Origin of the sequence: Enterococcus sp. C76 (assembly GCF_040886985.1) — a bacterium.
Lineage (GTDB): Bacteria > Bacillota > Bacilli > Lactobacillales > Enterococcaceae > Enterococcus_B > Enterococcus_B lactis.
Genome location: NZ_JBFOEY010000010.1, coordinates 28,922 through 42,789 on the forward strand (window position 1 = coordinate 28,922; position 13,868 = coordinate 42,789).

General features: G+C 37.2%; 10 protein-coding genes, 4 pseudogenes and 1 other annotated feature. Of the genes and pseudogenes, 9 read left to right on the top strand and 5 right to left on the bottom strand.

Going from position 1 to position 13,868, the window contains the following annotated elements:
- Positions 1 to 13: 13 nt before the first annotated feature.
- Genes AB3I00_RS12105 through AB3I00_RS12115 form a run of 3 tightly spaced genes read right to left on the bottom strand, consistent with a single transcriptional unit; the run spans position 14 to position 2,192 of the window.
- Positions 14 to 580, bottom strand: a complete 567-nt coding sequence (locus AB3I00_RS12105) for a class I SAM-dependent methyltransferase (protein WP_002292250.1) — start codon at positions 578 to 580, stop codon at positions 14 to 16.
- A complete protein-coding gene (locus AB3I00_RS12110) occupies positions 580 to 1,536 on the bottom strand; it encodes a TIGR01212 family radical SAM protein (protein WP_104764539.1) in 957 nt (318 codons plus the stop codon). Before AB3I00_RS12110 ends, AB3I00_RS12105 begins: the two co-directional genes overlap by 1 nt.
- Positions 1,536 to 2,192: a phosphatase PAP2 family protein gene (locus tag AB3I00_RS12115; protein ID WP_070770624.1), complete on the bottom strand. Its 657-nt coding sequence runs from the start codon at positions 2,190 to 2,192 to the stop codon at positions 1,536 to 1,538. The genes AB3I00_RS12110 and AB3I00_RS12115 overlap by 1 nt, the downstream gene beginning before the upstream one ends.
- A 369-nt stretch (positions 2,193 to 2,561) precedes the next feature.
- Here AB3I00_RS12115 and AB3I00_RS12120 point away from each other — a divergent pair, with 369 nt between their 5' ends.
- From AB3I00_RS12120 to AB3I00_RS12145, 6 genes and pseudogenes are all read left to right on the top strand, one after another.
- Positions 2,562 to 4,568, top strand: coding sequence for a LysM peptidoglycan-binding domain-containing protein (locus tag AB3I00_RS12120; RefSeq protein WP_368025320.1), 2,007 nt, complete (start codon positions 2,562 to 2,564; stop codon positions 4,566 to 4,568).
- A 69-nt stretch (positions 4,569 to 4,637) separates the two neighbouring features.
- Positions 4,638 to 4,844, top strand: a binding site (T-box leader).
- A gap of 145 nt (positions 4,845 to 4,989) precedes the next feature.
- Entirely contained in the window at positions 4,990 to 7,407 is a 2,418-nt protein-coding gene (leuS, locus tag AB3I00_RS12125; RefSeq protein ID WP_368025321.1) for a leucine--tRNA ligase, read from the top strand.
- Positions 7,408 to 7,513: 106 nt separating this feature from the next.
- Positions 7,514 to 8,023: pseudogene (locus AB3I00_RS12130) on the top strand (IS6 family transposase); the annotation flags it as partial.
- Positions 8,024 to 8,235: 212 nt separating this feature from the next.
- The gene (locus AB3I00_RS12135) at positions 8,236 to 8,829 is read left to right on the top strand and encodes a type IV toxin-antitoxin system AbiEi family antitoxin domain-containing protein (protein WP_368025322.1); all 594 of its coding nucleotides are present in this window, start codon (positions 8,236 to 8,238) and stop codon (positions 8,827 to 8,829) included.
- 15 nt (positions 8,830 to 8,844) lie between these two features.
- Positions 8,845 to 9,744, top strand: coding sequence for a nucleotidyl transferase AbiEii/AbiGii toxin family protein (locus AB3I00_RS12140; RefSeq protein WP_368025323.1), 900 nt, complete (start codon positions 8,845 to 8,847; stop codon positions 9,742 to 9,744).
- 234 nt (positions 9,745 to 9,978) lie between these two features.
- Positions 9,979 to 10,101, top strand: a pseudogene (locus tag AB3I00_RS12145) (IS3 family transposase); the annotation flags it as partial.
- Here the strand turns inward: AB3I00_RS12145 and AB3I00_RS12150 are convergent.
- A complete protein-coding gene (locus AB3I00_RS12150; RefSeq protein ID WP_368025324.1) occupies positions 10,100 to 10,594 on the bottom strand; it encodes an Rrf2 family transcriptional regulator in 495 nt (164 codons plus the stop codon). The pseudogene AB3I00_RS12145 and the gene AB3I00_RS12150 sit on opposite strands and share 2 nt — an antisense overlap.
- A gap of 146 nt (positions 10,595 to 10,740) precedes the next feature.
- On the opposite strand from AB3I00_RS12150, the gene AB3I00_RS12155 reads away from it, so the two are divergent.
- The 3 genes and pseudogenes from AB3I00_RS12155 to AB3I00_RS12165 form a co-directional block, all read left to right on the top strand.
- Positions 10,741 to 11,841: a YhgE/Pip domain-containing protein gene (locus AB3I00_RS12155; protein WP_368025326.1), complete on the top strand. Its 1,101-nt coding sequence runs from the start codon at positions 10,741 to 10,743 to the stop codon at positions 11,839 to 11,841.
- Between the two features lie 234 nt (positions 11,842 to 12,075).
- Positions 12,076 to 12,748, top strand: a pseudogene (locus tag AB3I00_RS12160) (IS6 family transposase).
- 52 nt (positions 12,749 to 12,800) lie between these two features.
- A pseudogene (locus AB3I00_RS12165) lies at positions 12,801 to 13,349 on the top strand (PTS transporter subunit EIIC); the annotation flags it as partial.
- A 218-nt stretch (positions 13,350 to 13,567) separates the two neighbouring features.
- Here AB3I00_RS12165 and AB3I00_RS12170 read toward each other — a convergent pair.
- Entirely contained in the window at positions 13,568 to 13,867 is a 300-nt protein-coding gene (locus AB3I00_RS12170) for a hypothetical protein (RefSeq protein WP_025477394.1), read from the bottom strand.
- Position 13,868 lies beyond the last annotated feature (1 nt).

A 13,868-nucleotide genomic window follows, 5' to 3' on the forward strand; every position in this document is an offset into this window, starting at 1 on the left:
TTGCGTTTTTTATTTATCTTTTTTTCTCAATACAATATAAAATAGGCGGCTGGTTCTTTTGGTTGATAAACCGATAATTCAGCACATTATATGTTTCCTGTGGCAGTTTGGAACAAAAAGAATCAACCATATCCAGTTCTTTTTCTCCGCCTTCATGACCATAGTAGACAACAAGGATCAATCGTCCGCGAGGCACAAGTCGTTTCAATATTTCTTCCATAGCTGTGCGTGTAGTCTCTGGCATAGTGATGATTGCTTTATCACTTTTTGGGAGATACCCTAGATTGAAGATCCCTGCTTTAAGATCTTGTTGTTCAGCTATTACTTCTCCTAACGTTTCGTGGCCTTGTAGAAACAATGAGACACGTTCTTCTAACTGATGCTGTTCTAGCTTTTCACGAGTAGCATCGATTGCTTGTTGCTGGATATCGAAACTATAGACATGACCAGTTTTTCCGATGTGTTCTGCTAGAAAAACCGTATCGTGGCCATTGCCCATCGTTGCATCTACGACGTGATCTCCTGGTTGCAAGATTTCTTGCAGTAATGTATGGCTGAAATACAAAGCAGTTTGCAACATCAGACACTCACCTTTTTCCGTACATCATATTTTCCTTGGAAGCTATCTCTGCGAAGAAGTTCTTCATCAATTGCATTCAAGACTTCCCATTTTTTCAAGCTCCACATTGGTCCAATCAAGGAATCCCACGGCGCATCCCCTGTCAAACGATGGATGATGATCTCTTTTGGTATCATTTCCAGCTGGTCGCAAATGACATTGACATAGTCAGGACGGCTCATTAATTGAAGTCGACCTTCATGATAGTCTCGCAACATTCTCGTTTTGCGCATCAGATGCATCAAATGGAGCTTGATTCCTTGGATATCGGAATCTAAAATAGTGCGTCTGACATTTTCTTTCATCATTTCTAAACTTTCGCCTGGTAATCCGTTGATCAAATGCGTACAAACACGGATATTATGTTTGCGTAATTTAACCACGCCATCTAAATAAGTTTGATAATCATGTGCTCGGTTGATCAGTTTTGAAGTTTCTTCAAAAGTTGTTTGCAATCCAAGTTCTACCCATAAATACATCCGCTCGTTCAGTTCAGCAAGGTAATCAACTACTTCATCTGGCAGACAGTCCGGTCGTGTACCGACTGATAATCCTACGACACCTGGTAAATTGACTACTTGCTCAAATCGTTCTTTGATTATTTCAACTGGCGCATGGGTGTTTGTAAAATTTTGGAAATAAACGATGTATTGTTGGACATGAGGCCATTTTTGATGCATCATGTCGATTTCTTTCTGGAATTGGATTGGAAGTGGATCTTCAGGTGCAACGATCATATCACCCGAACCAGATACACTGCAAAAAGTACAACCGCCATGGGCAACAGTCCCATCTCGATTCGGGCAGTCGAACCCTCCATCGATCGGCACCTTGAAAATTTTCCCGCCAAACTCATTTCGTAAAGCATAATTCCAAGAATGATATCTTTTATTTCCTTCTGAATAAGGAAAAGTCATTAAAAGTCCTTCTTTCTGTAAGAGTTACTTATTTGTTTTCTTTTTTCTCTATACACTGGATAAGTCAGGCACAGCCAAGAAAGACTGAGTAAGTAGCCGCCGATGATATCGGTAGGAAAATGAACACCCAGATAAATGCGGCTTATCCCGACACTTACTATAATAAACACCATCAGCAATTGAAGCAATGTACGTAAGGTTCTTTTTTGAACAAAAGCTGGCAGCAGAAATAGGAAAGAGCCGTAAAGAATCATACTGCCTGCTGCATGTCCACTAGGGAAACTGTAACTTGTTTCAACCACTAAGTGTGTCAATGAAGGGCGCTCTCGCATGAAAAATAGTTTGATCAACGGGTTGATGATTCCAGCAATTACAATAAATCCAGAAACGAACCAAACTGTTTCTGCCCTTTTTTTCTTATACCACATCCATAAAGCCGTACAAGCAAATAAAATGATGACGGTAAGAGGATTACCGAATTTAGTCATAAAGAGTTGGTAGCTGTTCAGATCAGGATAAGAAGCTCTGACAATGTCTGTAAACCACTGATCGAAACCAGAAAGCCACGACAGATGAAACTTTACGATCCAGCCCAAAATAAAAAACAGGACAAGAAAGAAGCTGCCAGTCACTTGAAATGATGTTTTGTATTTCATACAATTCCTCCTTTGAAGCAATGACTTATTATAGCATTTTTGGTCCAGCGAAAAAAACGGTAAAGAGATAAAACCAATGTATGATCCCTCTTTGAATAACCAATATTCTTATAAAAAAAATAACTGTAATCGGAAAGACATTTTTTGGTAATACAAATGAAATGTTAGGAAAATAAAATCAGTGTTTTTCGAAATCCTTGTAAATAAGAACATAGACGTAGGAAGAACTTAAAAATGAACAGAAGTTGTTCATTACGGTAAATTACAATATGATTACAAAAAACAACAAAGCTCTTAAATAACTTTTAATAAATATTAAGAGAAGTTATAATTATTAATAATAGATAAATTGAAGTTGGAGGATAGAAGATGGAAAACATTGCAAGAAAAGAACGGAGACGTTTAGAACAGACCAAACGTTTTCGAAAAGCAAAACGAGGGGCAGCAATCGTGGGAACTGCGATGGTAGGCTGTTCTGTCGCTGCTCCATTAGTACAGCCGGTTCCTGTTCAAGCGGATGAAACACCTGTTCAGTTCGGCGCAAGAATCAATACAGCGGCATTTATCACAGAAATTGCTACTTATGCGCAGCCAATTGCTCAAGCTAATGATTTGTATGCATCAGTGATGATCGCACAAGCAGTTGTAGAAAGCGGTTGGGGCAGTAGTGCGTTATCGCAAGCACCTTATTATAATCTTTTTGGGATAAAAGGCAGCTATCAAGGACAAACTGTCTACATGGATACGCTTGAATTTTTAAATAATCAATGGGTAAATAAAAAGGAGCCTTTCCGACAATATCCTTCTTTTGCTGAATCGTTCAATGACAATGCCTATGTACTTAGAAATACTTCATTTGGCAACGGTTATTACTATGCCGGTACTTGGAAGAGCAACACGAGATCCTATACAGATGCGACAGCTTGTTTGACAGGTCGTTATGCAACTGACCCTGGTTATGCAAGCAAATTAAATAATATCATCACGACTTACGGATTGACCCAATATGATACACCAGCTAGCGGAAACGCGGGCGGTGGAGCTACTACAGGTGGGAATAATACTGGAAGTACAGGTAGTACTAGCGGTTCAAACAATTCTGGTAATACAAACTCAGGTTCAGCAACTTCGACCACTTATACTGTTCAATCTGGCGATTCTGTTTGGGGAATCTCCAATAAATTCGGTATTACAATGGATCAATTGATTCAATGGAACAATATCCAAAACAATTTCATTTATCCAGGACAAAAACTAACGATCAAGGGTAGCCAAGAAAATGGCTCTTCGACGAATAATTCTGGTAACAATACCAATTCTTCAGGAAATGCTGGTATATCAAACGGAGGACAAACAACTGGGGCGAAATACACTGTTCAATCTGGCGATTCTGTTTGGAAGATCTCAAATGATCACGGAATTACGATGGCTCAATTGATTGAATGGAACAATATCAAGAATAATTTTGTTTATCCAGGACAACAGCTGATCGTATCAAATGGCGGTTCCTCTAATACTGGAGCAAATACTGGCAACACAAGTGGTTCAAATTCGTCTAATTCAAGTTCTTCTAATACGGCTTCAGGAACGAAATACACAGTGAAAGCCGGAGACTCTGTTTGGAGTGTCTCCAACAAATATGGAATTACGATGGCTCAACTGATCCAATGGAACAACATCCAAAATAACTTTATTTATCCAGGACAACAACTGACTGTTTCAAACAGTGGGTCAACAAACAGCGCATCAAGCAATACAGGTTCGTCAGCCAATACAAATAACAGCAGCTCAGCTAATACTGGCAGCAGTTCGTCTCAAGGCACTTATACAGTCAAGGCGGGTGAATCTGTTTGGAGCGTAGCGAATAAAAACGGCATCACGATGAATCAGCTGATCGAATGGAATAATATCAAAAACAACTTTATTTACCCAGGACAGCAATTGATCGTTAAAGGCGGCAATTCAGTAAATACCAATACAGGTTCAACTACTTCGGCAGCGAAACCAAATACACCGAATACGTCTGCTACAACAAGTACATCATCCTCTGGTAATACGATGTATACCGTGAAAGCAGGCGAGTCAGTTTGGAGCGTAGCGAACAAACATCATATCACGATGGATCAGTTGATCGAATGGAATAATATCAAAAATAATTTCATCTATCCTGGACAACAAGTGATCGTGAAGAAAGGTTCGTCTCAAACAACAAACCAACAAGCACCTGCAGGTTCGAAAACCTATACTGTGAAATCTGGAGAATCTGTTTGGGGTGTTGCTGACAGCCATGGTATTACAATGGCTCAACTAATCGAATGGAACAATATCAAAAACAACTTTATTTATCCAGGTCAAACATTGATTGTAGCTAAATAAAATAGCTGTTCAAAGAAATAACGATTGAATTCCACAAAAATATTTGTTACTATAAGGCTACTTAAATATGACAACACTTGAAAAGGAAGTAGTAAAAAGACTGAAGTTTCAGAGAGCACATGGTTGGTGAGAATGTGCACGGATGCTTTTGAACTCGCCTTTGAGTTGCCCTTGCTGAATATTCGAGTAAGCAAGTGGCGGTGACGGCCGTTACAACGTTCGAGGCCTTTTCATTAAGGTAAAAATAGGTGGTACCGCGTAGATTACGTCCTATAAAAAGAGCAATCTTTTTATAGGATTTTTTTATTTCTTTTGTGAAGTTTGAGAAAACAAAGTAAAAGAAAACAAAAAGAAACAGATTCTGCCGGTTTTTTTCGCTATAATAGAAACAAGCGTTTTTAATAGAACAGGAGGACAGAAAATGAGTTACAATCATAAAGAAATAGAGAAAAAATGGCAAAAATACTGGGCAAAAACGAATACCTTCAACACCCATGATGATCCTGAAAAACCAAAATTTTATGCACTAGATATGTTTCCCTATCCATCCGGACAAGGGCTCCATGTAGGGCATCCTGAAGGGTATACGGCAACGGATATCCTTTCCCGTGTGAAAAGAAGTCAAGGATACAACGTACTGCATCCAATGGGGTGGGATGCATTCGGCCTACCTGCAGAGCAATATGCGTTAGATACAGGAAACGATCCGGCTGAATTTACCCAAAAAAATATCGAAACATTCCGACGCCAAATCAATTCTTTAGGATTTAGTTATGACTGGAATCGCGAAGTGAATACAACTGATCCAGAGTATTACAAATGGACACAATGGATTTTTACGAAGCTTTATGAAAAAGGCCTGGCTTATGAAGCAGAAGTAGCGGTAAACTGGGTACCTGAATTAGGAACAGTTATTTCAAATGAAGAAGTGATCGATGGAAAAAGTGAACGTGGTGGCTATGACGTAGTCAGAAAACCAATGCGCCAATGGATGCTGAAAATCACTGCTTATGCCGATCGCTTATTGGATGATCTAGAACTAGTTGACTGGCCAGAAAGCATCAAGGAAATGCAAAGAAATTGGATCGGGCGTTCAGTGGGAGCAAATATTGAATTTAAAGTGGCTGGTACGGATAAATCCTATACCGTGTTTACGACACGACCAGATACTTTATTCGGTGCAACTTACTCGGTTCTCGCACCTGAACTAGATCTTGTTAGAGAAATTACGACCCCTGAACAAAAAGCTGCTGTAGAAGCTTATATCGAAGAGACAGCTAAAAAATCAGATCTGAAGAGAACAGATCTTGCAAAAGAAAAAACAGGAGTATTTACTGGTGCTTACGCAATCAATCCAGTCAATGGCAAAGAAATCCCAATCTGGATCGCTGATTATGTATTAGCTTCTTACGGCACAGGAGCAATCATGGCTGTTCCAGCACATGATGAACGTGACTTTGAATTCGCTCAAACTTTCGGACTAGAGATTCTTCCAGTTATCGAAGGTGGAGATGTTCAAAAAGCTGCTTACACAGAAGATGGTACGCACATCAACTCTGAATTTTTAAACGGTATGAACAAACAAGAAGCAATCGACAAAATGAATGAATGGCTAGAAGAAAATGGCGTAGGGAAGAAAGAAGTCAGCTATCGCTTACGCGACTGGCTATTCTCCCGTCAACGTTACTGGGGTGAACCAATCCCAATCATCCACTGGGAAGACGGAACAGTCACAGCTGTCCCAGAAGAAGAGCTACCATTACGTTTGCCTAAGACAAAAAATATCAAGCCAAGCGGTACTGGTGAATCTCCATTAGCAAATATTGAGGAGTGGGTCAATGTCGTTGATCCTGTAACAGGTAAAAAAGGCCGTCGCGAAACGAATACAATGCCACAATGGGCAGGAAGCTCATGGTATTACCTGCGTTATATCGACCCTCATAACAAAAAAGAACTAGCAGATTATGAAAAGTTGAAGCGTTGGCTGCCAGTTGACATCTACATTGGTGGAGCAGAACATGCGGTACTTCATTTACTATATGCACGATTCTGGCATAAATTCTTATACGATATCGGTGTTGTTCCTACAAAAGAACCATTCCAAAAACTATACAATCAAGGAATGATCTTAGGCGAAAACAACGAAAAAATGTCAAAATCTCGCGGTAATGTAGTCAATCCTGATGATGTGGTTGAAACTTACGGTGCAGATACACTGCGCATGTACGAAATGTTCATGGGACCATTAGACGCTTCGATTGCTTGGAGCGAAAATGGCTTAGAAGGAAGCCGCAAATTCTTGGATCGTGTATGGCGCTTGATCGTTGATGAAAACAATAAAATGCGTGATCGTATCACTACATTGAATGACGGCAAACTTGATAAAGTGTACCATCAAACAGTGAAAAAAGTGACAGAAGACTATGAAAATCTTCATTTCAATACAGCAATCTCCCAATTGATGGTCTTTATCAATGAAGCCTATAAAGTGGACGCTCTGCCTTATGAATATATCGAAGGATTTGTTCAACTACTCGCACCGATTGCTCCTCACATAGGTGAAGAACTATGGTCAATCCTTGGAAATGAAGGTGGTATTTCTTACGCACCATGGCCAACATATGACGAAGCAGCACTTGTGGAAGACGAAGTAGAAGTTGTTTTCCAAGTAAACGGTAAAGTTCGTGCGAAAAGCAATGTTCCCCGAGACTTAGGGAAAGATGAGCTAGAAAAAGTAGCATTAGCCAATGAAACAGTGCAAGAATATATCGAAGGCAAAACAGTCAGAAAAATTATTGCGGTACCAAACAAGTTAGTTAATATCGTCGTACAAAATTGATCTGTCCATCATACAGAAATAACACAACAAATATAGTTTAATAAAAAGCAAGCAGGATAGAAACTGATTTTTTATCCTGCTTGCTTTTTTTTAGTGGTTCTGTTGCAAAGTTTTCTATCAAATTTGGAAAAATAAACAGTCCTTTTATTCGTGGAAAATGGATGAAACTTATATCAAAATTAAAAGAAAGCGGCACTATTTGTATCGAGCAATCGATGTAGATGGTCTGACTTTAGACATTTGGTTACGTAAAAAGCGCGATACACAAGCTGTGTATGCATTTCTAAAACGGCTGAAAAAACAGTTCGGAGAGCCGAAGGTTCTAGTCATTGATAAAGTGTCTTCTATTAGTAGTGCTTTCAAGAAGTTGCAAAAATATGGTCTATATACTAGGACAGAGCATCGAACAGTCAAGTATCTAAACAACTTAATTGAACAAGATCATCGTTCGATTAAACGAAGAAATAAGTTTTATCAAAGTCTTCGGACAGCTTCTGCTATAATGAAGGGCACGGAAACGATTCGAGGTATTTACAAGAAAAGCCGAAAAGAGGGGACTCTCTTCGGCTTTTCGTTCTGCACTGAAATCAAGATATTATTAGGAATTCTTGCTTAAATAGCTCATTAATAGAAGTAAGATGTTTTCTATTTTAGCTTTGTAACAGAACCAAAAAAATATGGAGGAAACAGAAGAAATAGTGATGTAATTAAATAACCAGCAGTGAATTCAAAAAGAAATAGAATTAGATCGATAAATTTCTTTCTTGTTAATATAAAACTAACATGTTATAGTTGTGTTAGTTTTATATTAACTTTAGGGGAAGAGCAATGAAAGACAAAATCCAGTGTATTTTTGATAAACATAATGGAAATTTATCCTTGAAGGATGCTAGAAGTGAAGGATTATCGCCTATGACGTTAGATCGATTAGCCCAAAAGGATAAAATAGAAAAGGTAGCACCAGGTTTCTATACCTTAAAAGATGCGTTCGTGGATGAATTGTATCTCGCTCAAAGTATCTATTCCAGAGGGATTTTTTCTCATGAGACTGCGCTCGATCTTTTTCAAGTAGGAACGTATATCCCTAAAAAGATCAATATGATGTTTCCTAAAGGATACAATGTTTCAAAAGAGAAATTAGATCAGTATGCTATTCAACCACATTACACTAATAAAGAAAACTTTGAACTGGGAATCACAGAAACAGAAAGCTTTTACGGCAATAAAATTTTAGTCTATGATTTAGAGCGAACGTTATGTGATATGTGGAATCCAAGATACAAAGCAAGTGTAGAAGTAAAACAAGAAGCATTAAAAGAATATATGACAAGTACTAGCAGAAATACAAATAAGCTAAGAAGATACATGGATATTTTAAAATCACCAAAAGAAATGACTTTGTATATGTTGCCACTTTATTGAGAGGAGTAAAGATGAATGACACCGACACAATTTAAAGCGAAAACAAGAAATTTCGCAGCCGAGAAACATTTAAACCCACAAATTGTCCAAAGATATTATATGATGGAAAAATTATTAGAATGTATTATTGAATCGCCTTATCATGATGATTTTGTATTAAAAGGGGGATTTCTGATCGGATCAAAATATGGGTTAGAAAACCGTTCAACCGTTGATATTGATACGACTTATCGAAATTCGAAACTCACAAAAGAAAAGTTAGAAACTGTTTTTTCTGAATTAACAGCTGATCCCACAAAAGATGGAATTCGTTTTGAATTAAAGAGATTAACAGAGACGAGGGAAGCCGATTATTACCCAGGTTTTCAAGCAAAGTTTATTGCTTATCTTGAAAATGCACGTGTACCTTTTAAATTAGATATTACTTCAGGTGATTCTATTATTCCAGCAGTATTGATGTATGAACACAAATTAATGTTTGAAGATAAAACGATTCATATTCCAGCTTATCCTACGGAACAAATTCTAGCTGAAAAATTACATGCCACGTTTAGTTTTGGAAAAGATAATTCGCGTATGAAAGATTTTTATGACCTTTATATGATTCCAAAACTAGAACGCATTGATGAGAAAAATTTGTATAAGAGTGTTCAAGGAACATTCAAGGAAAGAAATAATCAATCTGTGTTTAAGAATTTGTATGATCAAGAAATGCCTCAATTGTTGAAGGATGAGGGTTTGAGGGAAAAGTGGAAAAGATACCAACAAGAAAACTATTTTGCCAAAGACATTTCTTTCGAATCTACACTAACTTCCGTTGATTCCTTGATGCAGTCAATTGTAGAGCAAGAGAAAGTAGAACGAAAACAAAATTTTAAGAGATTACAACAAATGAATCAAGAAATAGAGAGATAAAGCTGATCAATAATGTAACTTTAGTAGGACGTTTGACAAAAGACCCTGCTCTATGGTATACCGCGATGTACCGACCTCCAAAAGTTAGACCAAAAAATCTAACTTTTGGAGGTCGGTATTTTTTATGATTAAATATATTTTTGAACTTAAATTAAAGATCGTTCATGATTATTTGGAGGGCAAAGGTGGAAGCGGTCCAGATTACTAATGATTGTTCTTATCGTCGAACATTCCTCGGATCAAGGTTGAGCGTATTAAATGAAAGCTTATAGAAACAAATTGAAGGAGTATAAAATCTTTCAAAGCATGTCTCGGAAAGTGAACTGTTTAGACAATTCTCTTATGGAGAATTTTTTCAATTTTTATCTTTGTCAGTATCAGACAAAATCTTTTGCCAATCAATAACAACCAAGTTATTTTTTTCATCATGGGGTAAAATATCACTTAAATAATAACTAGCAAGCACGTTACGATAAGCATTCTCCGCTTTATTTAGATAACTAATGAGATTTTCTGATTTTTCCTCGACTAGTTTAGGTGTGATAAAAAAACCACTAGCAACCTCTATACTGAAATTCTCATGAAAAGATTCGTTTGATTCCACCGCATCGAATAGGTCTAGAAAACTAATATCATCAGGATTTTTTGCTAATGAATATCCTCCTATTTTTGAAGCAGAAGAAGTGATAATTCCTCTGTTTTTGAGTTTTTTTGCGATTTTCAAAAGATAGCTGTGTGATACCTGCATGCGAGTACTCATCTCTTGTGATTTTAGTGATTTACCAGTTGGTAGCTGGGCTAGCATGGTTACTATTCCAATAGTTTGAAAAAATGCTTTACTAAGTTTCATAAAAAATCCTCTTTTGGTTGTTTTTTAATTTCCTTAGATATATAATATCTAAGGATAATTATTATCTGTGGAATTTTGGTTTATATATTTCAAGATAATTCTTACCTAAGAATAGCAAATAATTTAATTAGAAGGAAGAAGAAAATATGAAAAAAAAGGTTGTTTTTACACTCTTATTTATTTTTTTAGCCATACTACCAGCTCTTTATTCAGGTCTTTTTCTAGGAGCTATTCGAGATCCCTATGGAAAAACCGACCAGATTCCTGTGGCTTTGGTTGCAAATTATAAAGATCAAAGGAGTTCTATTTATCAGTCAATTAAGGACACCAAAATATTTGATTTTAAACAAGAAGATCTCGCGACTGCTAAACAGGAGCTTAAGACAGGAAAAGTTTATGGTATCCTTAGTTTTGAACCAAATTTTTCTGATGACTTAGAAAAATTTATTATGACTAATAAACCAGCTCATATTAGACTTTACACTTCAAGTAGTTTAAATTTTTCAGCTCAGAAAATTTTGACTACTGCTACAACTGAAATTGTAGAAAAAGTAAACCAAAAACTGGCAACAAATGCTCTTGCTAAGGCGTCAGCTGCTACACTGCCTATTCCTTCAAAAATTACAAATATGGTTGTTTTAAAAACTCATGACATTACGCCAGTTAAAAACAACGCCGAAGGTCTAGCTCCTTACTTCTTTGCGTTGACGCTCTTTGTCGGTGGGATCTTTATTAACCAAATTTTTACGCGTCTTTTTGCTAGCAAAAAAGGCAAATTCAAGTCTTTTTATCTTTGGCAATTTAGTGGACCAGCTTTCATGTCTATCTGCCAAGCTGCTATTGTTACACTGCTGACTACTCTTATTTTTCACTTTACAACTGTCAGTTGGGTGGGGTTATTCGGCTTTCTTATTCTACTAGCATGGACATTCGATAGCCTGATCATCGCACTAAATCGACTATTTCCTAATTTTGGTGTGCTGATTGTTCTGGTACTTTTGATGTTGCAGACTTCTATGGCAGGAGGATCTTATCCGCTAATTTTATCTGATCCTATTTTTCAAAATGCTAGTCAGTTTCTGCCTATGACTTATGGCGTTTTGGGATTACGTAAGTTTTTTAATCTCGGGCTATCTGGTATATGGGGACAAATTTGGCCTCTTCTAGTTTTCCTAGCTGTCGGACAAATCTTAATAGCTTTAGCTTATTTTTGGCATGAACGTCACTCGAAGTATAGAACACAATGATATTTCAAAAGCTTATCTCAATAGCTGTCTTAAGCAATATAATAGAGAAAAAATAGATAATTTTGTTTATAAACAATGAGGCAACTTTTAATAAAAATTTTTGAATGTTATCTCATTGTTTCCATTTTTATGAAGGTAAAAAACTATTAAGTTAAGAGATAAACTAAAATAAAGGGTTCTGTTGCAAAGTTTTTGTATGAATCTATTTAGTGTAAAATAAAAAGAAAAGATAGCATGGAGGTTAAAGGCAAACAATTTCAGAAAGATTTGATTGTTGTAGCTATAGGCTACTATCTTTGCTATAATTTCAGCTGTCGAGAAGTCCAAGAGATCGTGGTATGACCGTGGAATTCACGTCTGTCATGCCACGACTTAACGCTGGGTTCAGGAATATAGCAAAGTTTTCTATCAAATTTGGAAAAATAAACAGTCCTTTTATTCGTGGAAAATGGATGAAACTTATATCAAAATTAAAAGAAAGCGGCACTATTTGTATCGAGCAATCGATGTAGATGGTCTGACTTTAGACATTTGGTTACGTAAAAAGCGCGATACACAAGCTGTGTATGCATTTCTAAAACGGCTGAAAAAACAGTTCGGAGAGCCGAAGGTTCTAGTCATTGATAAAGTGTCTTCTATTAGTAGTGCTTTCAAGAAGTTGCAAAAATATGGTCTATATATTAGGACAGAGCATCGAACAGTCAAGTATCTAAACAACTTAATTGAACAAGATCATCGTCCGATTAAACGAAGAAATAAGTTTTATCAAAGTCTTCGGACAGCTTCTGCTACAATGAAGGGCACGGAAACGATTCGAGGTATTTACAAGAAAAGCCGAAAAGAGGGGACTCTCTTCGGCTTTTCGTTCTGCACTGAAATCAAGATATTATTAGGAATTCTTGCTTAAATAGCTCATTAATAGAAGTAAGATGTTTTCTATTTTAGCTTTGTAACAGAACTCTTCTTTCTTGACCCCAATCGTATTAGCTAATATGGCAGCTAACGCACAAGGCGCAAATTATCCGTTGGCAGGAGAATTCAACAATTCTTATGTAACCGTTGGTGGATCAGGCGCGACCTTAGGATTGATCATCTTTATTGCATTCCTCGCGAAATCTGATCAGCTGAAAGTGTTAGGAAAAGCCTCTCTTGTACCAGGACTATTCAATATCAACGAACCAATTATTTTCGGGATGCCAATCGTCTACAATCCCTATTTAGCGGTTCCGTTTTTCTTAGCACCGATGGCTTCTGCTACACTCGCTTATTTTGCCATTCGGCTGGAAATCGTTAAACCGATGCTTGCACAGATGCCGTGGCCTTCACCAGTTGGAATTGGCGCATTTGTCGGCAGTGGGGGTGATTGGAAAGCAGCTGTGCTAGCTGTCTTTTGTGCAATCATCGCATTCATTATCTGGTTCCCATTTATTAAATTTTATGATAATAAATTATTGAATGAAGAAAGAGAAAAGGCAGCAGAATTAGCTAGTGAAAAGTCAGCTAACTGATTTCTAAGAAAATAGAGCGTGGGACAAAAGTAAAGAACACTTTTGTCTCACGCTCTAAACACGTATAAACGGCGGAAGCAGAAGCAACTCCTTCGGAAATAAGCTGAAATTCACAAAAATTTGAAAAGCAATTTTCGTGAATTCCTTCTTATTTCTTGGAGTTAAACGCTTCTGTCCCAGCCTCTATTTATTATAGTCAATATGATTCGAACGAAGTATCAAGGCAGAATACCGAGCGACTGAAGCAAACCTAGACATGTGAATATCAGATAAACGACTAGAAAAAATAGAGCAACCCTTCCGCCTAAGCGCGCGAAAAACTTAGTCTGATGCTTCCGACTCATCAAGTAAGAAAAAAGTAGCAGTAACCATCCAACAATCGATGCATCAACTGGCAAATGTAGATTTCTAAAAATAACATCCCCCATTTTGCCGCTTTGCAAATCCAAAGTTAGAAAAATGACAGAAAAAAGAGAAAGAAAAAAGATACTGTTTGCTAAGTTGAAAATTTTTTTCATA

Excerpts from the sequence above, each read along its gene's own strand:
- AB3I00_RS12110 (WP_104764539.1), bottom strand. The coding sequence starts at position 1,536 with ATGACTTTTCCTTATTCAGAAGGAAATAAAAGATATCATTCTTGGAAT.
- AB3I00_RS12140 (WP_368025323.1), top strand. The coding sequence starts at position 8,845 with ATGACACCGACACAATTTAAAGCGAAAACAAGAAATTTCGCAGCCGAG.
- AB3I00_RS12135 (WP_368025322.1), top strand. The coding sequence starts at position 8,236 with ATGAAAGACAAAATCCAGTGTATTTTTGATAAACATAATGGAAATTTA.
- AB3I00_RS12150 (WP_368025324.1), bottom strand. The coding sequence starts at position 10,594 with ATGAAACTTAGTAAAGCATTTTTTCAAACTATTGGAATAGTAACCATG.
- leuS (WP_368025321.1), top strand. The coding sequence starts at position 4,990 with ATGAGTTACAATCATAAAGAAATAGAGAAAAAATGGCAAAAATACTGG.
- AB3I00_RS12115 (WP_070770624.1), bottom strand. The coding sequence starts at position 2,192 with ATGAAATACAAAACATCATTTCAAGTGACTGGCAGCTTCTTTCTTGTC.
- AB3I00_RS12155 (WP_368025326.1), top strand. The coding sequence starts at position 10,741 with ATGAAAAAAAAGGTTGTTTTTACACTCTTATTTATTTTTTTAGCCATA.
- AB3I00_RS12120 (WP_368025320.1), top strand. The coding sequence starts at position 2,562 with ATGGAAAACATTGCAAGAAAAGAACGGAGACGTTTAGAACAGACCAAA.
- AB3I00_RS12170 (WP_025477394.1), bottom strand. The coding sequence starts at position 13,867 with ATGAAAAAAATTTTCAACTTAGCAAACAGTATCTTTTTTCTTTCTCTT.
- AB3I00_RS12105 (WP_002292250.1), bottom strand. The coding sequence starts at position 580 with ATGTTGCAAACTGCTTTGTATTTCAGCCATACATTACTGCAAGAAATC.